Annotated in this window: 18 protein-coding genes, 3 pseudogenes and 1 other annotated feature; of the genes and pseudogenes, 10 read left to right on the top strand and 11 right to left on the bottom strand. The window is 39.9% G+C overall.

The features are described from left to right. Positions 1 to 183: 183 nt before the first annotated feature. Positions 184 to 1,101, bottom strand: a complete 918-nt coding sequence (locus tag SH603_RS10710) for a magnesium transporter CorA family protein (protein ID WP_169472495.1) — start codon at positions 1,099 to 1,101, stop codon at positions 184 to 186. 146 nt (positions 1,102 to 1,247) lie between these two features. Here SH603_RS10710 and SH603_RS10705 point away from each other — a divergent pair, with 146 nt between their 5' ends. The 3 genes from SH603_RS10705 to trxA are packed head-to-tail and all read left to right on the top strand — an operon-like array spanning position 1,248 to position 3,261. Further along, positions 1,248 to 2,168, top strand: coding sequence for an RluA family pseudouridine synthase (locus tag SH603_RS10705; protein WP_321533950.1), 921 nt, complete (start codon positions 1,248 to 1,250; stop codon positions 2,166 to 2,168). An 18-nt stretch (positions 2,169 to 2,186) separates the two neighbouring features. After that, positions 2,187 to 2,942 carry a TerC family protein gene (locus SH603_RS10700; protein WP_020843392.1) on the top strand — a complete coding sequence of 252 codons (756 nt, stop codon included), beginning with the start codon at positions 2,187 to 2,189 and terminating at the stop codon, positions 2,940 to 2,942. A gap of 1 nt (position 2,943) precedes the next feature. After that, positions 2,944 to 3,261 (top strand): thioredoxin, encoded by a 318-nt coding sequence (gene trxA / locus SH603_RS10695; RefSeq protein ID WP_169471740.1) that lies wholly within the window; start codon positions 2,944 to 2,946, stop codon positions 3,259 to 3,261. Between the two features lie 68 nt (positions 3,262 to 3,329). On the opposite strand, the pseudogene SH603_RS10690 reads toward trxA, so the two are convergent. Beyond that, positions 3,330 to 4,652: pseudogene (locus SH603_RS10690) on the bottom strand (MATE family efflux transporter). A gap of 209 nt (positions 4,653 to 4,861) precedes the next feature. Between SH603_RS10690 and SH603_RS11420 the strand changes: the two are divergent. Then, positions 4,862 to 4,951, top strand: a pseudogene (locus SH603_RS11420) (LPXTG cell wall anchor domain-containing protein); the annotation flags it as partial. Between the two features lie 58 nt (positions 4,952 to 5,009). Here the strand turns inward: SH603_RS11420 and SH603_RS10685 are convergent. Then, on the bottom strand, positions 5,010 to 5,342 hold the full coding sequence (locus SH603_RS10685) for an ArsR/SmtB family transcription factor (RefSeq protein ID WP_169472499.1): 333 nt from the start codon (positions 5,340 to 5,342) through the stop codon (positions 5,010 to 5,012). Positions 5,343 to 5,472: 130 nt separating this feature from the next. Between SH603_RS10685 and SH603_RS10680 the strand changes: the two genes are divergently transcribed. Then, a complete protein-coding gene (locus SH603_RS10680) occupies positions 5,473 to 6,438 on the top strand; it encodes an IS30 family transposase (protein ID WP_086120514.1) in 966 nt (321 codons plus the stop codon). A 27-nt stretch (positions 6,439 to 6,465) separates the two neighbouring features. Here the strand turns inward: SH603_RS10680 and SH603_RS10675 are convergent, their stop codons facing one another. The 5 genes from SH603_RS10675 to SH603_RS10655 all read right to left on the bottom strand — a co-directional run bounded on the left by SH603_RS10675 (position 6,466) and on the right by SH603_RS10655 (position 11,143). Beyond that, positions 6,466 to 7,029, bottom strand: a complete 564-nt coding sequence (locus SH603_RS10675) for a cadmium resistance transporter (protein WP_169472500.1) — start codon at positions 7,027 to 7,029, stop codon at positions 6,466 to 6,468. A 65-nt stretch (positions 7,030 to 7,094) separates the two neighbouring features. Beyond that, complete coding sequence (locus SH603_RS10670) at positions 7,095 to 7,859, bottom strand: ABC transporter ATP-binding protein (RefSeq protein ID WP_169472501.1); 765 nt, start codon at positions 7,857 to 7,859, stop codon at positions 7,095 to 7,097. Then, positions 7,852 to 8,751 carry an ABC transporter permease gene (locus SH603_RS10665; RefSeq protein ID WP_321533949.1) on the bottom strand — a complete coding sequence of 300 codons (900 nt, stop codon included), beginning with the start codon at positions 8,749 to 8,751 and terminating at the stop codon, positions 7,852 to 7,854. The genes SH603_RS10670 and SH603_RS10665 overlap by 8 nt, the downstream gene beginning before the upstream one ends. Next, positions 8,748 to 9,743 (bottom strand): tryptophan ABC transporter substrate-binding protein, encoded by a 996-nt coding sequence (gene trpX, locus SH603_RS10660; protein ID WP_169472503.1) that lies wholly within the window; start codon positions 9,741 to 9,743, stop codon positions 8,748 to 8,750. Before trpX ends, SH603_RS10665 begins: the two co-directional genes overlap by 4 nt. Before the next feature lie 374 nt (positions 9,744 to 10,117). Next, on the bottom strand, positions 10,118 to 11,143 hold the full coding sequence (locus tag SH603_RS10655) for a C40 family peptidase (protein ID WP_169471734.1): 1,026 nt from the start codon (positions 11,141 to 11,143) through the stop codon (positions 10,118 to 10,120). 418 nt (positions 11,144 to 11,561) lie between these two features. On the opposite strand from SH603_RS10655, the gene SH603_RS10650 reads away from it, so the two are divergent. The 3 genes and pseudogenes from SH603_RS10650 (at position 11,562) to SH603_RS10640 (ending at position 14,593) form a co-directional block, all read left to right on the top strand. After that, positions 11,562 to 13,103, top strand: coding sequence for an ABC-F family ATP-binding cassette domain-containing protein (locus tag SH603_RS10650; RefSeq protein ID WP_321533948.1), 1,542 nt, complete (start codon positions 11,562 to 11,564; stop codon positions 13,101 to 13,103). 40 nt (positions 13,104 to 13,143) lie between these two features. Then, positions 13,144 to 13,923, top strand: coding sequence for a putative ABC transporter permease (locus tag SH603_RS10645; RefSeq protein WP_321533947.1), 780 nt, complete (start codon positions 13,144 to 13,146; stop codon positions 13,921 to 13,923). Positions 13,924 to 13,999: 76 nt separating this feature from the next. Then, positions 14,000 to 14,593 (top strand): annotated as a pseudogene (locus tag SH603_RS10640) (glycoside hydrolase family 73 protein). Between the two features lie 72 nt (positions 14,594 to 14,665). On the opposite strand, the gene brnQ reads toward SH603_RS10640, so the two are convergent. Continuing rightward, positions 14,666 to 16,051 carry a branched-chain amino acid transport system II carrier protein gene (gene brnQ, locus SH603_RS10635; protein WP_321533946.1) on the bottom strand — a complete coding sequence of 462 codons (1,386 nt, stop codon included), beginning with the start codon at positions 16,049 to 16,051 and terminating at the stop codon, positions 14,666 to 14,668. A 51-nt stretch (positions 16,052 to 16,102) separates the two neighbouring features. Continuing rightward, positions 16,103 to 16,342 (bottom strand) — a binding site (T-box leader). Positions 16,343 to 16,405: 63 nt separating this feature from the next. After that, positions 16,406 to 17,641 (bottom strand): DUF2325 domain-containing protein, encoded by a 1,236-nt coding sequence (locus tag SH603_RS10630; protein ID WP_169471729.1) that lies wholly within the window; start codon positions 17,639 to 17,641, stop codon positions 16,406 to 16,408. Positions 17,642 to 17,776: 135 nt separating this feature from the next. Here SH603_RS10630 and SH603_RS10625 point away from each other — a divergent pair, with 135 nt between their 5' ends. Beyond that, on the top strand, positions 17,777 to 18,856 hold the full coding sequence (locus SH603_RS10625) for a DHHA1 domain-containing protein (RefSeq protein WP_321533945.1): 1,080 nt from the start codon (positions 17,777 to 17,779) through the stop codon (positions 18,854 to 18,856). Positions 18,857 to 19,452: 596 nt separating this feature from the next. Here SH603_RS10625 and SH603_RS10620 read toward each other — a convergent pair. Beyond that, positions 19,453 to 19,737, bottom strand: a complete 285-nt coding sequence (locus SH603_RS10620) for a hypothetical protein (protein WP_011953591.1) — start codon at positions 19,735 to 19,737, stop codon at positions 19,453 to 19,455. A gap of 226 nt (positions 19,738 to 19,963) precedes the next feature. Between SH603_RS10620 and SH603_RS10615 the strand changes: the two genes are divergently transcribed. Beyond that, entirely contained in the window at positions 19,964 to 20,515 is a 552-nt protein-coding gene (locus SH603_RS10615) for a hypothetical protein (RefSeq protein ID WP_169471285.1), read from the top strand. The last annotated feature ends 10 nt before the right edge of the window (positions 20,516 to 20,525 follow it).

Below are 20,525 nucleotides of genomic sequence, written 5' to 3'. Positions count from 1 at the left end.
ATAGAGGCTGAGAAAAAACTCCGTTTTTTTCTCAGCCTCTTTCCTACGATTAGTCAAGATATCGTGGAAATTAACCACAAGGCTCGAGGCTAAGTCCGAACGATAATCAGTCTGTACCGTGCTAATCACCGTTCTATCCTTAGCCCACCGCCTTGTCGAGAAGGTTAATTTTCACTCACTATTTTATTTCCACCAATGACGATTAATAAGAAAGATGACACATGCCAACATTAGGACAATAGTAATGAAGATTGTAAAAACCCATGAATAGTCTCCGTTTGCGAGGGGAAGTTTGACGTTTTCACCATAAAAGCCAGATACAATTGTTGGAATTGAGAGAACAATTGAATAAATGGTTAGGTATTTCATCGTTTGGTTTAGGTCACTATCAAGAACCTTGCTATAAGCGTTAGAGACACGGGCAGAAACATCTGAAGTCATCTGTGCCATCTCTAGACCTTGCTGTGCTTCGACAATTACATCATCAAGGTCATTATATTGCTTCGTAGTAATGTGGTTACCAAAGCGGCGTTTAAATTCTTCAAGTAGGGAAACATTCCCTTTGAGCGAGGTAAGAATATAAACTAGTCCAGTTTCAATTTCCGTAAATTGGGTAATGGCTTGGCGGCCCGTTCGTAGTTGAAGGTTTCGTTGAATTTCTTGTCGCTGTTGATCTGCACTACGAAGGGGGCCAAAGTAATCAGTCGAAAGGCGATAAAGAATAGGAAAGACTAAATTTAATTTATCGTCATTTTCACCGTGTTTCTTTAATAATTGCAGCTGATTAGCGATGATTCCATTTACAAAGTTAGTTTTTGCATTTGTAAAAGTAATGATATTATTAGCGGTTAGCATGATGCCAATTGGTGCGGTCTGTGGAGCCGTCACAGCATGAGTTGGCACATAGACATCGAAAATTAATAATGTAACTCCTGCATCTGGATCAATTTCAACCCGGGCTTTTTCGTAGGGGTCAATTGCGTAATCAAGCAATTCTTGAGTAACCTCGTATTTTTCAATTAAATCTAATCGTTCATGGGGAAGAGGTTCGAATATACTTATCCATTTACTATGATCATTAATTTGTTCTATTGTTAACATCAGTACCCATCCCCTTAAATTTACTCATACTCTATTCAACACTATTATCGGATAAAAGTAAACCGACTTAAAAATATTCTAAATATTTCCTGGGAAATACAGTAAAATAATCTTATCAGAATTTAGGCGAAAGAGAGGTGAGTAAAATGAAGTATCGGTGGCAAATTAATGAAAAATTAACTGATGACCAGGTGGCGAAACCATTACGCAAGTTGTTGCATGATCAATGGCTGCTTCCTAGTCGGCTAATTCACTATTTACGAATTAGGCGGACAGTGCTTGTTAATGGTGAATATCGGTCAATGAATGAACTGGTGGGAAGAAACGATAATATTAAGTTGCTATTTTGTGGTGATGAAATTCGGACCCCTACCGCAAATGATTATATTCCGTCTTCACAATCACACTTAGAGGTTCTCTATGAGAATCGCGATTTATTAGTGGTAAATAAACCGCGGGGAAAAAAAACACACCCTAATTATCATGGCGAAACAGGGACATTAATGAATGATGTCGCAGGCTATTTAGCGCATAGTCAAAATAATGCTTATATGGTCCATCGGATAGATTTACAAACGAGTGGTGCAGTAGTTGTTGCTAAGAATCCAATTGTTGTCCCAATCCTTAACCGATTAATTAGTGATGGACAAATCCACCGACAATATTTGGCGGTAGTAGAGGGAGAAATGGCCCAGAGTGGAAAACTAGATTGGGCAATTGGACGTAATCCGGTGAATCCCCATCTTCATCAAGTAAATGGGCAAAACGCGCAGCCGGCTTTGACCTATTATGATACACTGGCAAGTAATCGTGAACATTCTTTGGTGAAACTTCGCTTAGTAACTGGTCGTACACACCAACTCAGGGTTCATTTGGCGCATAGTGGTCATCCGATTGTTGGCGATCCGCTTTATAATACTTCTTCAACAGAGGGGATGCTGCTTCATGGAGTGTCGCAAAAACTCATATTACCCTTCGTAATGAAATCTTTAAATATTAGTGCGCCATTACCGTCGTATTTTGAAAATTATTTGGTAAAATATAACTTAGCTAAAAAGCAAATTTAAATTAAGGGAGGACATTAATTGTCACTTTTAGAGAAGTTGTATGGACCATTTTTTGATCCACATAACTGGGCAACAGTCGTTACATCAGGACAGGATTGGTTAATCATCTTTTCGTTGGTTATGATTGAATGTTTACTGTCAGTTGATAATGCTGTTGTGTTAGCGGCTCAGACACGTGTATTACCAACGTTAAAAGAACAAGAAGAATCACTTTTCTATGGTATTTGGGGTTCTTATGTTTTTCGGTTCTTAATTATTGGAATCGGAGTATATCTCATTAACTTTTGGGAAATCAAAGTTATTGGAGCTGCTTACTTAATTTACCTTGTCTATCGTTACTTTCATAATAAGTTCTTTGGTAAGCGAGCAATGCGAAAGACCCGTGAAGGTAAAACGCGTTTAACTGGACGAAAGCTTTTTTGGACAGTTGTTTTACAGATCGAATTTATGGATATTATTTTCTCCATTGATTCTGTTTTGGCGTCATTAGCTGTCTCTAATAATCCGGTTATTGTTTTAATCGGTGGTCTGATTGGGATTGCATGTATGCGAGGAATTGCTGAAGTTATTATGAAACTGATGCGCAAAGTTCCTGAGTTAGAACCGATGGCATATATCTTAATCTTTGTGATTGCTATTAAACTTTTCTTAACGATTCCTGCAATTGACATCGAGATTCCATCAGGGATTTTCGGTAGTTTTATCTTGCTTGTTTTTGCGGTAACGATTATTATTCACTTTATACGTAGATCACAGAAAAAGAAGGTAGAATAAAATGGCAATTGATGCAACAGCTGAGACCTTTGATAAGGATGTTCAAGGCTCAATGACGGTTGTTGATTTTTGGGCACCATGGTGTGGTCCATGTAAAATGATGGAACCAGCTATGCAGAAGCTTGAAAAACAATACGGCGATAAAATCAAGTTTGTGCGGATGAATGTTGATGGAAATCAAGAAATTGCACAACGGTATAAAGTAATGAGTGTCCCAAGTCTGGTCATTTTTAGGGATGGACAGGCGAAAGAAAAGGTAACTGGATATTATCCAGAGGCTAAACTAGCTCATTATTTTGAACGAAAAATAACTGAATAAATTAAAAAAGCTTCTAACGTTTGAAAAATTTGAACGGTAGAGGCTTTTTTTATCTGTCTAAATCTATTTTATTTAAAATGGGGACGATAACAATAGAAGAAAATGAGCGCCAGAACAAAGGTTAAGCAATCAGAAATAGCTTGAGCAGCAATAATTCCAGTATAACCAAATAATTTTGCGGAAACACTAATCACTACTCCGAAAATCAATCCCTGACGACAGAATGAGAGCCAAAATGCAGGAGTTGCTTTTCACATTGATTGGAACATGGTTGTAAAAACAAGAATGATACCAGCAAGAGTTGTCGAAATTGATAGCCAACGTAGCATCAAGGCCCCTTCTTTTACTATTTGGGAATCATTCATGAAAATACGAATAACCTGGGGAGCAAAAATGAAAAGAATAATAGTGAGAATTAAGGCAAGACTAGCAACGACTTGAATATCAAATTTGACAACTTTGTTAAATCGCTGCTCGTCTTTAGCGCCATATACATATCCGATCAAGGGTTGCGCGCCAAATGCAAAACCAACCATTACCATATTAATGATCATATTTGCTTTCATCGCAATCCCCATGGCAGCTACACTATCCGCGCCATGAACAATCAAGTAACGATTAGTTAACGCAACCGCAAACGTTGCCATAATGTTAGTAACCGAGGCCGGGATTCCGATAGCGTAGATTTCAAATTGGAGTTTCCAGCCGATTTTTGTTTCATGAATTGAAGTCGTCAGCTTTTTACTCTTTGTTTCCAAATAATAAATCATTAAAATATCGCCAATAACAGCACTTGTTACAGTGGCTAGTGCGGAACCAGCAGCGCCGAGCCCACACGTGAAAATAAAGATCGGATTTAAGACAATATTAATTCCAGTCCCTACCATACTAGCGATCATCGACTGAATGGCCAGCCCTTCTGTTCGTAAAATATTAGTTGGTGAAAGGCCAAAAATGATGAAAACCGCACCCCAAGCGATCACCAAGTAATATTCACGTGCATATTTCCAAGTGGCAGGAGAAGCACCCAATAAATGTAAAATTGGTGTTTGAAAGATAATCATTATTGCAGTTACGATGATTCCACAAATAATCGGTGCATAGAAGCAATAGCCACTGACAAAACGTGCTAATTTATCACGGTGCTCACCAAATAAGCGAGAAATAACTGAGCTTCCGCCAAGACCAAAGATATCCCCAAGAGCAATCATTAACGTAAAAATCGGTGCTCCCTGGGAAACGCCGGCAACTAAATTGGGGTTTCCGGTTTTAGCCACGAAAAAAGTATCAACCATGTTATAAATCAAGGTTACAGCCATGCTTAACACAACAGGTAAAGCCAGCGTAAAGTATGCTCGCTTGATTGAAGAATGTTCAAATAGCTCGTCCATTTTAAATCTCCTTTTAACAATCTGCTAATCATTCTACGCTAGTCAAGCTATAAAGTGAAAGATTGATTATTTCATTAATTTTTTGTACAAAAGTTTAAAATGGTTAACTGTAGCTAACAAAAGCAATTAATTCTGGCGGCGAAAACCTTTAGTATGTTGTCAAATATACTAAAGATGAAGAACCAAATAATAAGCGTCCTCAAACTGGTAATCAAAATTCAACAGTAGTTATTGGTTTAGGTCTTGTAACTGCCTTTGCTAGTCTCTTTGGTTTTGGAAAACGGAAGAGTGAAAAATAATTAATAACAAAAAGAGTGAATAGAGAATAATCTTTGTTGATTGTTTCCTGTTCACTCTTTATTTATATAAATTTCGAGGATGTGGTTCGCCCTTTATTTCGTGTTTAACGTGTTTTAGCATGTCATCAATCATTTCAATAACATGAGGATCATCTAAAGCATAGTAAACGCGTGTCCCTTCTTTATGGCGAATGACTAACTGATAACGATATAAAATACCGAGCTGTTTTGAGACGATCGGTTGTGCAAGATGAAGATCATTAACGATTGTTTTAACATCAGCTTCACCGTCATAGTGCCGAAGATAATATAAGATGTTTAAACGCGTACTATTGCTTAGGACTTTATAAATTTTAGCAGCTTCATCAATAAAGGCTTGTGTGGAAGACAATGGTTGCTGCTCCTCCTTTTAATCGGTTTAGTAATTATTATACGCCGTTTGTAAAATTAAGTTAGAAAAATAGAAAAGCCATTTGTGGTAGACTTTTGAATACCCCTAAACAAAAGAAAGGAAACCACAAATGACTTACACCCATCTTACCACAAACGAGCTGACAATCATCGCCCATTCTTTCGTGCAAAAGCTTAAAGCGTACCGAGTGGCCCAAATGATCAACCGTTGCGCCGAAACCGTTTATCGCGTTTATCGTTACCTGGAAACCGGTGCCTCAATTGCTGATTATCAAGATCACTATATGCGCAATAAGCAACGTTGTGGCCGAAAACGTACTCAGTTGTCACTGGCTGAACTCACTTATATCAACGACAAAATTGCCCAGGGGTGGACGCCTGATACCATTATTGGGCGCGCTGAGCGCCCAATTAGTTGTAACCGGCGAACTCTTTACCGGATGTTTGAACGTGGCCAGTTCGGCTTCGATGTCCGTTCCTTGCCGATGCGAGGTAAGCGGCACCCGAATGGCTATGTCGAGCGCCGTGGGAAGGCTGGCCAATTGGGGCGAAGTATTCACGAGCGTGCCAAGGACTTTCCGCACTATGCCACTGAATTTGGGCACCTTGAAGCTGATACCGTCCAAGGCAAAAAGCACCAAGGGGCGGTAATGACCCTGACCGAACGCCAATCGAAGGTCGAAATTGTACTCAATGTGCACGAAAAGACGGCTGATGCGATTAACCAACACTTAAGTCAGTGGCTTCGGAAATTCCCGCGGCACTTCTTCAAATCGATTACCTTTGACAACGGAAAAGAATTCGCCGGCTGGCGCGAGATTGCCAATCAATTTGACCTTCACACTTACTTTGCCGAGGTTGGTGCTCCCAATCAACGAGGGCTGAACGAAAACAACAACGGTCTTTTACGCCGGGATGGCTTAACGAAACAGCTAGATTTCCGCAATCTTCCTGATGAATTGGTAACCCAACTGATGAGTAAGCGAAATAACCTGCCCCGTAAATCACTAGGCTATCGAACTCCATATGAAGTATTCATGTCTTACGTCACTGATGAGCAACTATTTTCTTTCTAACTTAAATTGACATTTCGGGATACCAAACTAAAGAAGGTGGATAAGGTGGGTAATTAATCCACTATCCCCAAAAACATAACAACCAACACCGATATAAATGACTTTCATTAAGCTTTCGCTATAACGTTGCATTGTTTGCTTGATTAGTGGAATATTACCAATTCCTTTAATGAGAATCACAATCGCAATTGAAAGGACTGCAATAAAAAGAAGTGCCTGAGTAAATTGTTGGAAGGTAAGATTCGTTAAAATTGGTAAGAAAATTGAGAGGTTGCAACCAGTGCAGACTGCCAGATAGGTTATTAAGGTGGTAATAATTGGACCATGCTTTTTGGTATGAGTTGGATCTTCATCGTTGTCATGGAGAGCCATGTAAATTGGCAGAATCCCCAGTATTCCCAAAATCCATTCAGGGAGGAAAATGGCGAGTGTTTTTCCTAGTAAAAAGCTGATGGTAACCAGAACAAGAAGGGCGCCAAGATAGCCAATGATTGCATCACGAAGGTTATACCTTTCGAGTAAAAAGATTAAAATAAAAAAGAAATCGAGGTTTACGGCAAGAAATGTGATAAAAATAATCCACCAATTCATAATTAGGTCTCCTATATATCAAATTCGATATACTTAATATATATCGAAAGTGGTATATAGTCAAACTAATCTTCAAAATAAGTATAAAGTTTCTCAGGGGTAAGCGATTTTCGTTGCTCTGCATTAACATCTGCTTTGATTTCACCATCTTTAAGCACGAGTAGACGATTCCCATACTCTAAGGCATCTTCAAGGTTATGGGTAATCATTAGAGCGGTTAAATGATCTTTAGTGATCCGTTCATTAGTAGCGTGTAATAAATTTAGACTTGTGTGCGGGTCAAGAGCAGCAGTGTGTTCATCCAGCAAAATAATATCAGGTCGTTTGATTGTTGCCATTAAAAAACTTAATGCTTGCCGTTGTCCTCCTGAAAGGGCGCCGGTGGCTGTATTCATACGATTTTCGAGGCCGTTATTCATTGTTGTAGCTAGCTTGGTGAAACGTTCCATGTTACTTTTGAGCTTCCGAGGAATAAGATGGCGACGCTCACCCCGCTTAGTTGCTAACAACATATTTTCAGCAACTGTCATTCGCGCAGCCGTTCCCAATTTTGGATCTTGAAAAACACGGGATAGGAAAGCTGTTCGCTGTTCTTCTGTCGTATTGGTAATATCTTGTCCATTATGCAAAATTTTTCCTTCGTCAGCGTGCAGGTTTCCACCAATGACATTAAAAAGAGTCGATTTACCGGCACCATTCGTTCCAACGATTGTAATGAAGTCTCCCTCATTAATTTTAAGGTTTAAGCCCTTAAGAATAGTCGTTTCACTAGATGTGCCCTTATTAACAATGGTTTTGACGCCTTGCAATTCTAAAATAGGTTTATTCATGAGGCCGGACTCCTTTCAAAATTGGCTTTTTTAGGTGAATGCGTTCTTCAAGTTGTGGCAACATCATGCAGATTGCAAGAACAACGGAGGAGATAAGGTTGAGGTCGTTGGCAGAGAAACCAAGTTGTAGCACGGCAAGTAAGATGATTCGGTAAATGATACTACCAAGAGTAACGGCTACAAGTCGCTGGTTAAGCGTTAATTCACCAAAGGCTATTTCACCAATAATGATTGAGGCAAGGGCGATAACAATCGTCCCAATTCCCATATTAATATCAGCATACCCATTGTTTTGAGCAATCAATGCCCCACAAAGGCCAACGATTCCGTTTGACACCATTAGGCCGATGATGACCATTGTGTCGGTATGAATCCCAAATGATTTGGCCATTACAGGATTATCACCAGTCGCGATGAAAGCCTGTCCATAGTCAGTTGAAAGGAAGAAGACTAGGATTACGGTAATAATTGCAATCGTAACTATTCCCAAGAAGACACTATCAAAGTATTGGGGCAGACTTCGCATGAATTCCCCACTAAAAAGTGTCTTTTGGCCAAGCAATGAAACGTTTGATTTACCCATAATGCGGAGGTTAACAGAGTAGGCGGCAGTCATCGTTAAAATTCCGGCTAATAAACTTGGGATTTTTCCTTTAGTGTAGAGCAACCCGGTGATCAAGCCGGCGAGCATTCCCGCACCAATCGCAATTAAAGTTGCCAAAAAGGGATTAATGCCATGTGTGATTGCAGCAACAGCACTGGCAGCACCAAGAGGGAAAGTCCCTTCAACAGTCATATCAGCAAAATCAAGAATTCTAAAAGTCAGGTAAAGACCAAGACCAAGTAAAGCCCATAATAGTCCTTGACCGATTGACGATACGATTAGATTCATTTGTAAATCTCTCCTTTCGCTTCTGCATCCCTTTCAAATTGAGCGGGAATTTGTAAATTAAGTTTTCGAGCCTGCTTAATGTTGAGAACAGGAGTCCCATGCTTCATGTATTTAATTGGGGTATCAGCTGGCTTTGACTTGCCTTTGAGGATTGCGACCGTCATCTTTGCGCCTTGGACACCTAGAGCACGCTGGTTAACACTGTAAGTTGCAACGCCACCTTGTTTAACCATTGTGTCAGTTGCTGGGAAGACTGGTTTGTTAGCGGCATCGGCATTCTTAACTAAGGTTTGCATTGCCCCAGCGATCGTATTATCTGTTGGTACAATTACTGCATCAACCTGACTAAGCATTTGTTCGGAGACCTGATTTAAGTCGTTACTGTTGGCAATTGAATAGGCCTTTAAGTTAATATTCATCTTGCGACATTCACGTTTGATTTGGTGGTAACCAGCTACTGCTGAAGCATCACTTGAAGTATAGATGACTCCCAGTGTTTTCATTCGCGGCATGAATTGCTTGATCAAATTGAGTTGTTCGTGAATTGGTGCTTGGTCAGATACTCCGGTGATATTGCCGCCAGGGTGTTGATTATTTTTAACTAGGCCAGCTGCTTTTGGATCAGTAACAGCGCCAAGTACAATTGGTGTTTTGGTAGTAGAATTAGCTAATGCTTGAGCAGCAGGAGTCGTAATTCCAAAAAGAACAGTTGAGTTATCATCAACGAGCTTTGAAGCCATTGTTTTAAGATTACTTTGGTCACCATTCGCGTTTTGATACTCAATCTTGATATTCTTACCGTTGTGGTAACCTTCCTTTGCTAATTCATCGACGTATCCTTTGTAAATTTCATCTAACGCTGGGTGGTGCATCAAGGTTAATACACCAACTTTTGGAATTCGTTGCTTAGTTACGAATCCATTGTTTTCTCTAAAGAATGCGAAACAAAGGAAAGCGATAATAATTGCAATTAAACTATACATTCTTTTCATCTAAAATCTCACCTCACAAAATAATAAAAAAACGAGAGCCCACATGACGGACCCCCGCTTTTTGAAAGACAAAATAAAAGTCCGCATGTGGATCCATGCGGACTGAAATGAACATCAAACTCAGCCGGCACAGATGCAATCTGTTCTTCAGGTCGCATCCATGACGAAACAACCTGAACTACCGGCTTTGCCAACGAGTATTAACGTTGATAGTTTGATATACGTTCATTATACTTACTCCTTACATAATTGATTGTTGTTAAGTATAACTAATGATAATAAAACTGTCAATATAATTATTAAAATTTGCTAAGAAAAAAGAGTAAGGTAGAAGAGAATCCTCTATCTTACTCAATAATCATACTACTCGTATCTTAGTTCATGCTGATGTAGAAACTAGGAGTGTAGTAGTTGATGTTACCAGTTTGAACGTTTTGACCTGGTGTAGGAGCTTGGATGTAACCACCATTACCAGTAGCGATTGCAACGTGGTAAGGAGCACTATCTGGACCCCAGAAGTAAAGGTCACCATTTTGAGCGTTTTGGATATCGTATTGGTGAGTACCAAGGTTAGTTTGTTGGTAAGTAGTCCGGTAGTTTGAACCAAGACCATATGCATATTGAACTAATCCTGAGCAGTCAAATCCGCCTGGTTGGTTACCACCCCAAACATATGGAGTACCAATTTGTGCTTGAGCAACGGCAACCGCATTAGCAGTAGAACCATTACCTTGGCCAGCGGCAGTTGAAGTTGCTGGAGTAGCAGTTACAGCAGCAGTACTTTGAACAGTAGTGTTGCTTTGTGGAGTAGCAACTGCTTCAGTAGCAGCGTATGTAGTTTGTGTTGGAGCTGCAGTGTTAGTAGTAGCCGCTAGAGTAGTAACGTTGTTGTTAGTATTTGCAGCACTAGTTTGAGCAACGTTAATAGTAGCAGAAGCAGCACTTACTTGGGCTGGAGCTTGGGATGCAACACTAACTTGAGCAGCAGTGTTGTTATCAGAAGCAGATACGACTGTTGTTGGTTGTGCTTGGTCGGCTACGTTGCTTGCGTTTGTGGTAGAAACAGCTGGTGTAGTTGATGCAGCAGTTGTTTCAGTAGTTTCAACGGCTGCTTGACTAGCAGTAGCGTTATCAGTTGCAGTAGGTGCAGCAACAGTTGCGGCAGCAGAAGCAGTACTGATAGCAGAAGATGGAATAACTAATTGTTGACCAACGTAAATTACGTTAGGGTCAGCTAATTGGTTAGCAGTAGAAATTGAATCAACAGTAGTAGCGTATTGTTGAGCGAATCCCCATACTGTATCTCCTGATTGTACTTGAACTTGTGTGTCAGCACTTGCAGTGTTAGCAACAGCTAATGCACCAGCAGCACCTAAAGCAGCAGCAAGGACTTTTGACATTGTTTTTTTCTTAGCGATAATTATTCACTCCTGAATTATTATTTGTTTTTCTTTTATGCATGCAACTAATTTGTGCACTCTTTTACTATATGATGATATTGTGAAGAAGATATGAAAAATATCTTAAGGGTGGCGGTTGTTACATAATTGTTAAATTGTTGTAATAACCTGTGATAATCCTTTTTCAATTCTTAGCTTTTTGATTTGATTGTTAATCATGGATTTTCCCTGCCTTAGTAATTTTTATCCTAGAATACTTATTTTTAGTGACGATGACAACGACAATTTTATGACAAAGAGACGACAGACACGTGACATTATTGTAATTATCCCAATAAATTGAAGCTCGTACCTAAAATATGATAGTATGGATAGCAGTTTTGGCTCGTAATAAGTAAGAAAAAGAGGAGAGAATAGAATGGCAGTATTAGATGTTGAAGGCTTGACAATGAGCTATGCCGATAAAAAGCTCTATGAAGATGCCAGCTTTCAACTAGAAAAGCACGAACACATGGGAATTGTCGGGCAAAATGGTGCCGGGAAGAGTACCTTGATTAAGATTCTGATCGGGAAAACCCTCCCGGTCGATGGCACTATCAAATGGCAAAAAGGAGTCAAGATTGGCTATTTAGACCAGTACGTTGATATTCCAGCGGGGATGACCTTGATTGACTTCCTTCATACTGCTTTCACGGAACTTTATCAACTTAATGACCAGATGAATAAGCTTTATGCGGATTATGCAGAAAAGATGGATGATGAGCTCCTCACCAAAGCAGGCCGAATTCAAGAAAAACTCGATGCTAATAACTTCTATGAAATTGAAACGGAAGTAGAGCGGGTAATGAACGGTTTAGGATTAACTGATATTGGTAAGGATCATGTTGTCTCTGAGATGAGCGGGGGACAGCGGTCAAAGATAATCCTGGCGAAGATGTTACTAGAAAAGCCAGATGTCATTTTACTAGACGAACCGACGAACTACCTTGATACGGCCCATATTGAATGGCTGATTGACTATCTTAATGATTTTGATGGTGCCGCAATGATTATCTCGCATGACTATGACTTCCTTGAACAAGTCACGAATACCATCTGTGATGTATCATTTGGCAAAATCACTAAGTACCGGGGAAGCTTCCAGCAAGCGATGCGCCAAAAGGAAGAGCGCAAGGAAGCCCAAGAGCGGGAATATGAGAAGCAGCAAGTAGTGATTGAAAAGGCGCAACGGTTTATTCGGAAAAACAAAGCTGGTTCAAAATCGACTATGGCTAAGTCACGGGAAAAAATGCTTGCGCGGATGAAAAAGATTGATCCACCCGAAGATAATTTAAAAGCAACTTTCCATTTTCCGTATGAAAATACCGGATCAGCGAATGCGCTGCGGGTAGAAAAATTGTCAGTTGGTTACAATCGACCACTACTGGCACCGGTAACTTTCTCAATGACAATGGGTGAAAAATTATTGTTCACCGGATTTAACGGGGTTGGTAAGTCGACTTTGATTAAATCAATTTTAAAGAAAATTCCAGCGTTGGGCGGAACAGCAACCTTCTCCCCATCGGCCCGGATAAATTACTTTGATCAAGATTTGGGATGGGATGACCCAACTCTTACACCACTGCAAACAATTCAAAATATGTTCCCAACGATGCAGCCACGGACGATTCGGACAAAGTTGGCGCGGGCAGGGATTAACGCCGCCAACACGATGAAGGAAATGAACCTTTTGTCTGGGGGAGAGCAGACAAAAGTTAAATTGGCAATCCTTGAATTAACCCCATGTAATTTCCTCATCATGGACGAACCGACAAATCACCTGGATGATGAAACTAAGGAAGGTTTGAAGAAAGCTCTGCAAGATTTCCCGGGAAATTTAATTTTAGTTAGTCACGAACAAGGATTCTTTGAAGGATGGCTTGATAAGATCCTTAACGTTGAAAAACTTAGCTTGAAATAGAAATATATGAGACAATGAATTCAAAAAGGAGGGGAAACGAGTGCCCTATTCAATTTCTGAAATCATTGTCTTATTTTTTACCTATTCATTTATTGGCTGGCTATGGGAAACTTGTTACTGTTCAATTAAGGACCATCATTTTGCCTACCGTGGATTCTTATTTGGCCCTTATTGTCCGGTGTATGGATTTGCTGTTACGACGATCTTGATTACTACCTATCCGTTCCAAGAGAATATTTTTCTGCTATTTGTAGTAGGTTTTATTGTGGCTTCAATCTTTGAATATGTAGCAAGTTGGCTGCTCGAAAAACTTTTTCATATGAAGTTATGGAACTATTCGCATCTAAAAGGAAACATTCAAGGAAGAGTTGCTCCCCAAATTTCATTTTTCTGGGGGATTGGCGTTGTCTTGCTGGTTAAGTTTGTTCAGCCAGTTATTCAGCGGATTATTAACTGGGAAGAATCATGGACTCACGGGATGCTTGCCTTAATTATTGTCCTCGTGATGGGAACTGACACTATCCTCAGCGTTATTAGTGTGGAAAAATTCCATATTACAACTCAGCAATGGGATGAACGAGCAGCCGCTTATCGAAAGAAACTGCTGAATCGACTTGAAAAAGCGGCTCCTAAGGATAAAGTGGCAATTAAAGATCACCTTCAAGATTGGCAACGGCACTTTGCTCAACATCTAAACAAAGAGGGAGCTGGTAAGCAACTAAGCTGGAACCATCGCCGACTAATCAAGAGCTTTCCTAAATTGAAGATGAGTGATAGTAAATACTTTAATAACTATAAAAATGAGCTTAAAAGTAAATAAGATCATTGTAAATTCTCGCTTTCTCATGGTGAAGTGGTTATAATAGCGTCAAATTCATAAAAAGGAAAGACACATCATGAAAAAAGGAACAAAAATCATTTGTGGAAGTGTGCTTGCGTTTTTGATTATTTTATTTGGGATTGTGGCGATTATTATCCACGAATCTCCTCAAATTCAACGTGAGACTCACCCACCAGATATAACCGTCAATGAATTTGTTCGTCAGATTGCACCAGCTGCTCAACGTGAACAGAAGAAATATCATATCCCGGCTAGCATTACGATTGCACAAGCAGGACTTGAATCTAACTGGGGTCGGAGCCGGTTAGCAAATAAATACAATAACTTATTTGGAATTAAGGCTAATAGTGACGACGAAAAGGTTCAAATGTATACTACCGAAAATATTCGTGGTAAAAATGTTCAAGTAAAACAATACTTTACGGTTTACAATAGCTGGGCTGATTCAATTAATGCGCACACATTGCTCATTGTAAATGGAACTGCTGATAATCATGCACGTTTCCATGGGGTACAAACAGCGAAAACTTATTAACAGGCAGCTTACGAATTACAGCGGAATGGTTACGCAACCGATCCAGATTATGCCAGCAAGCTGATCTATGCGATTATGAAGTTTAATCTTGCTCAATACGATAATGTTAAATAATAATTTAAAAGCGTGAGAAACGACTCTTGTAATGAGCTATTTCTCACGCTTTTTTAACCTATAAAACACTTATTAATGTACTTCGCTTTGCATACTGGTGGAAGCAACCCGTTGATGACGGTACCAGTGAACTAAGAGACCAAGGACTAAGCCGACAAGTGCTGGAACAAGCCAGGATAATCCCATACTTGCAAGTGGTAAGTTATTTCGCAAAGCGGCAACAGATAAACCAAATGAACTTTGGCTAACAACCGCTGGGAAAGCAACAACCATATCACCGAGAGCTGGTACAACGGTGAAAAGGACCACGAAGAAGTAGACAACGCCATCACGGTTAAAGAGTGGTAATGTCACAGATAAAAGGATAAGCACCATTGATAATGGGTAAAGGAACATTAACATTGGCGTTGACCAAGCGATGATTTGATCTAAGCCAAAATTAGCAGTAAGGAAAGAGGCGAGACAACTGAGGGCAAGCCATGCATGGTAGCTAACTTTTGGAAAGTGCTTATGGAAGTCTTGAGCAAAAGCAGCAACTAAACCAACAGCCGTCGTTAAACAAGTGACAGTTAACAAGAATGCTAATACAACTTGTCCGAATGCACCGGCATAAGCATTAACTAATTGGTTAAAGGCAACTCCACCATCTGGGGAAACCTTGAAACGACCAAGAGACATTGTGCCAAGAAGGATTAGTAATAAGTAGATAAAAGCAACGGCACCCATTGAGAGGACACCAGCTTTTGCAACAACTTTGGATACATCTTTTGCTGACCGTTGTCCCATAGAACGAACGGCGGTTACCACTGTTACCCCAAATGCAAGACCGGCAAGAGCATCCATAGTGTTGTATCCTTCAAGGAACCCGTTAGTGAGCGCGCCGTGAACATAAGCGCTAGTTGTAGGTGCGGTAGCAGGGTTACCAAGCGGACGAGCGAAACCAACAACAAAGACAAGGAATAAAAGGGCTAAGAAGACGGGATTTAATACTTTTCCGATATTAGCTAGGATATCATTTTCCCGGTATGAGAAGAGGAAGGCTGCCCCGAAGAATAAAGCTGAGAATAATAGCAAGGCAAGGGATTGATATTGTTTATCAACGAATGGGGCAAGCCCAACTGTGAATGAAACAGTAGCAGTCCGTGGTGTACCGAATAATGGACCGATCGTAGCGTGGATAAGAACCATGAATACTAAGGCAAAACCGACGCCAAGTGGACGACCGATATCAAAGACCCCTTCTGCACGCGTAACAGCAACGGCGAGAACTGATAGAAGTGGTAAAAGAACTCCAGTAATCAGAAAGCCAACTGCAGCTGGTCCCCAATGACTACCAGCTAATTGACCAAGGTGTAACGGGAAAATCAAGTTTCCGGCCCCAAAGAATAAACCGAAAAGCAATGATGCAACAACTAAATAGTTTTTAAATGTTAACTTGCGCGATGTTAAATCTTGCATGTTTTCTCCTCCTAATCTGATCCCAACAAAAAAGTCCCTTAGCCAAACTGGCTAAGGGACGCTGAGCGTGGTACCACCCTATCATTGTACTGCTATTGCTAACAATACCTCACACGTACGGCCGTAATGGCGATACGCTGACACGATAATGGGTGTAACCACTACAGCTTACTGGTATTTAAGCTGTAGACTCGAAAGTGATTTTCAGTTAGAGTTAAAACTGTCTCCTCACACCAAACGAGACTCGCTGAAGCTATCGTCTAACATACTCTTCTTTCTCATTGCGATCGAATAATTAAATTGTTGTTATTAATACTAACTGATTTCTCATAAAAGTCAACAGTAAATTAAAAATTATTTATAATTTTTCAAATCTTCGCTGCTTTCGGCGTATGCAGGATCACCATTTAATGCCCGGGCAATGGCTCGCTCAACAGCAGTATTAGAAGTAACATTTGCAATGGCGAGTGGCTTCTCATATCGTTTAGCGTGATGGTTGGCGAGTTGACTAATTCGATGGTGAATTGCATCGATGCAGACAATCACAAAGTCCGCATCCCGAATTTCACGTTTTAGTTTACTGCTAGAAACTTTTTCTTCTGCCGAGGCATCTAATCCGCGGAACAGACCGTGGTGTTTATCGACGACTGGTTTAAGGCCTTTAACCTTGCTGCGGATTCCGGTAATAACAAGTACCTTTCGTTGATGGAGGTCATAATCAAGTTTCTTTTCATAATCATGACGAGGATTAGCAGGCTTTTTAACAACTTTTGGTTTAGCTGGTTGCTTGGTTGTGTCATAATCTTGCTTTTCATGGATCCAGCGAATTGCGCCATCTTTGGCATCAGTTAAGCCATTTCCTCGATCATAGTAGGCAAAATCAATAACCATTCCAGGCTTAATATCACGACCCGGGTACTTAAAGGGATCAATTACGATGGTATTCTCTGGCGCTTCGTCAACGATTGAATTACCTTTAATTGTTTTACTCAGTTGAAGGACATCAGAACCGGGGACACGTTTTAATTCACCATATTCAATCACATTGACTTTTTCAGGGGTGTAATCGCTAAGGTGGTCACCGGTGATCCGCCGAATAACTGGAAGACCACGGACTTTTTGTTCATAGTCTAGTTGAGCAATATCCCCATCCTCAACAGGAAATGGTAATGCATGCAGAATTGCTTCTGGATAATAACGGTGGTTAATCTCGGCGCCGCTTAATTTCCGGTGTACCAAATAACGATTGTCTGCTGCTAGGCGTTCTTCTTCGGTGATTTCTTTTGGTGCTTCAACTGAAGAAGATGCAACAGGTTTTACCATTGATGTTGATTTTTCTTCGTCATTCGCTGGTCCAGTAAGCAGTGACTTCAATGTTTTGCGTGCTTGCGGAGGTAACTCGTTTGACGATTGAATTTTGCGTTGAACAAACCGTGGTGCATTTTGTTTAACGGGTTTGCTTTTTTGATAATGATTTAAAATATTAAGAATGGTGGTAAGACTCCGCTGTGTCTGCAGTAAGCTTTGCGGATCATCAGCGGTATTATTTAAGAGGTCAATTAATTCTTGACGATAATCATAAACTTCCATATTATTTTCCTTTCTTAAAATAAGTTACTAATTTCAATGATAGCAGTTCGTTAGTGCGATGTCAGTAATTAAGTGTGGTTTAGCCGATTTTCTACGGTATAATAAGAAACAAAATCAGAATTGCGAGGATCGAAAATGGCACAACGGTTAATAAAATTATTTTCCCACAATGATTTAGATGGATTCGGGGCTCCATTATTATTAAAAACACTACAACCAGTAATGTTTGAAGATGCAGAATTTGAGATGACAAACTGTGGCGCTGGACGAATCGATGAAGAATTAAGTCGATGGATGCAAACAGCGGAAGTAGGGCGATTTACAGATGTTTATATCATGGACATGACGCCGGATAGCGATTATACATTCAAACTATTGAATGAACGGTTCGCTAATCATTGGCTTGTCTTTGACCATCATGAAAGTGAAGCGGAACTACGACAAAAGTATGCGGCCAATAGTATCGTACCTGCTGATCCAACAGTTAACCCAAGTGCCACAAGCTTGGTATGGGATTGGTTAAAACAACAATCGGCTTTTGCAAAGGTTGATGAACAACGGCAAACAGACCTTGCTTATCTTGTGGAATTAATTTGGGCATATGATACTTGGGATTGGCAAAATGATCCAGAAATGAATGAGCAGGAACGAACTGATGCCGATAATCTTGATCAACTCTTTTGGTTTTATCCTCTCCAAGATTCGGAAGAGTTTGTTCAAAATGTTTTTAATACCAGCTGGCAACAATATCAGAAAGAAAATCGGCTGTTAATTCGGACCCTAAACGAACGGCGGGCAAAATACCTTAAAAGTCATTTGAAAGATGTTTTAATTACAGATATCGATGATCATAAATTTGGTGTCGTATATGCAAGTGACTATAAGTCTGAGATTGCCCACGAATTATTAGTGCAACATCCAGAAGTTGACGCGGCCTTGGTAGTCAGTCCGGTTAGCGTGTCACTTCGAAGCAACGGAAAGTTAGATGTGGCTAAATTTGCTGAAAAATACTTTAATGGTGGCGGTCATGCTGATGCAGCAGGTGGCCGATTAACGGTTAATCCGATTGAAGTTGGTGAACAAGCAGTCATTGATGACCTTAAGCAAACGATCACCAATCAGCAAAATGAACAAAAATCAAATGAAAGTACGCTTGCCGATAATCTTGATCCCGAAGTAGCGGCAAAGATTGCAGCTTTGTTTGGGAAGAAGTAGGGTGGATATGATTTGCAGGACTCAGCTAGAGGAACTTGTGAATGCGGTAGCGTACAGGGCTTATAATTTGAGTAAACCTTGATAAACTCTAATGCCAAACTTCAACCTTCAACTGCTAGGAAAGCGTTAAAAAATTAACATATTAGTTTAACGACTTGCGGCTGTTAAGGAGTTTCATGTAAGTGGAGTAGAAAAGATAATTGATTATTCGAGCTATGGAAACCTAACTTTTAAGCAGGTTTGTCGTAAATTTACCGCAACGTTTTTCGTTGATGCCCCCCAAAAAAAGATTGATATTGTCGAGGACGTAACGCTTGATGAATGTTCAGCTTCTTCAACAGAAATAATTTTAATATTTTTATCTTTAATTCTAAGAATGTTTAGGATAGAATTGTTATGGGACATTTGTTTAACCTTCTTTCATGATTTTTGTGGTGAATTGATTGTATAACGAGGGGACAGCAAATGTCCTCTTTTTTTGTATAGAAAATCTGGCATGGAATCTCCATCCATACCAGAAAGTGTATACCCGATTTTTTAAACTAAAAAAGAACCATGACCCTAGGCCATAGCTCTGTAATTGAAAAGTAAATCAATCATGCGGTTGTGTGACCGTTGTGGGTAACGTTATTTTCACGATAACCAAAGTAGAATTGGATAGCAGCAATTGCAATGTTGACCCAATTCATCGTAAGGAACCAGCCATTAAGTACGTTGCCGTCGTGTGTCATGCCGTAGTATACCCAAAAACCAATTACGATAGCACATACATTAATCCATGCGAATGTCTTTTGTAGAATTTGATTGTTAAGGGCAAACCACATCCATACAACGTTTACTACAAACCAGATTGCAAGAATCCAAAAGATAACGTCGAACATAGTATTACTTCCTTTCAACATCCTATCTACACATACCATAGATAATACCTAATAAAGAAGATTTACTTTTCACTATCTATTATAGTCGAATCTTATCCATAGCCAAAAGATAAAGCATTATTAATATGCATTAATGATACATTGGAAAAATATTGAGTAGAAAAGTGCAAATCTTTGCCTTTTACGTATATATCTTTATAGAACTATTTAACGGGGGGATATAAGGATGAATGAATTCTTGCGCAAAAAGTGGGAGATGGCGGGCTTAGCCGATGACTATATCTTCAACAAAGTGATGCTTGATTATGATATTGAGATGCAAGTAGCTGACCTCCACGATATTGCCCAACGAAAAGTTGAAGCGACCGATCCGCTTGTCGTAAAATTAAAGGAGAGAATAGCAGTTGTAAAGCGGAATCGGAAATGGAGGTCGGAATACATGCGACGTTCAGTATATGAAATGGATCAAGAAATGCGCGAGAAAAAGATTCGTGAGGGTGAACGTAAAATACGGGATGGCAAACTTGAGCTCCAGAAAGGCAAACGGGAACTCCTAGAAGGCAAACGTGAAATTAAAGAAGGTCAGGAACGACTCAAAGAAAAAGAACAGCTAATTCAAGAAAGAGAACAAAAACTACACGAAAATCAGCAGACAATAATTAAAACATCTATTTTGGCAATGAGAGAGCTGAATATTGGTGAAACAACAATCAAAAAAGAAATAAAAGGAAAGTTTGACTTGTCAGACAAGGAAATCAAGGCTTATTTTGCTGAATAAAATGAGAAGA

Origin of the sequence: Limosilactobacillus reuteri (genome assembly GCF_034259105.1) — a bacterium.
In the GTDB taxonomy this organism is placed as follows: domain Bacteria; phylum Bacillota; class Bacilli; order Lactobacillales; family Lactobacillaceae; genus Limosilactobacillus; species Limosilactobacillus reuteri_G.
Note: the sequence above shows the minus strand (reverse complement) of the source record. Positions and strands in the feature narration are given on the sequence as shown.